Source organism: Bradyrhizobium sp. Ken01, assembly GCF_055807355.1.
On record NZ_JBVVPC010000149.1, the window covers coordinates 1 to 629 of the forward strand.

The 629-nt window shown below is 66.9% G+C and carries 1 protein-coding gene; it reads right to left on the reverse strand.

Annotated features, from left to right (window positions below):
* Window positions 1–629 (reverse strand): caspase family protein (locus tag AC0L3S_RS39120; RefSeq protein WP_473285295.1); only part of this gene is annotated, 629 nt, incomplete at both ends.

The window sequence follows — 629 nt, forward strand, 5'->3', positions numbered from 1 at the left end:
TCGCCACCGAGCGATCCGTAGACGAACGGCTCCTGCCGCCGTCCCGTGCTCTTCAGCACCTCGTCGCGGACCCGGCCAAGCGTCAGGCGAAGGTCGAGGCCGGGCGTCGCCAAATGATTGAGGAGCGCGGTCGCAAACGGGCTGTGCGCACCGTCGCCGTCGCCGGCGACCGCGCCGGCCTTGGCGGCGAACGCAATCAGCGTATCCGCCGTCGCAGGCTCGATCTTGGCAAGGCCGCGGCCCATCGAACGCGTGGCCACACTGCGTGTCATCCGCTCCGCAAACGGATTGTCGCGGCAGGCATCGAGGATGACGAGCCGCAGCCGCTTCGCCGGATTTATCGCCTGGAGAATCCGGTCCAGCGGGACCGCCTCGTCCTCGACGTCGAAATCGCTTTGCAGCCTGGCATCTGCCGGAATCAGGAAGTTCGCGCCGTTCACCTCGATGCCGTGACCGGCGTAGTAGACCACGGCCATGTCGGAATCTGCAGCAACCGCAGCAAAATCGCGCACCGCCCGCCGCATCTCGACGACGCCGAGATCGCGGCGCAGCTCCACGATATCGAACCCCATCCGCTTGAACGCGTCGCTGATGGCAGCCGCGTCGTTGTCGGGATTAGCCAGCCGCGC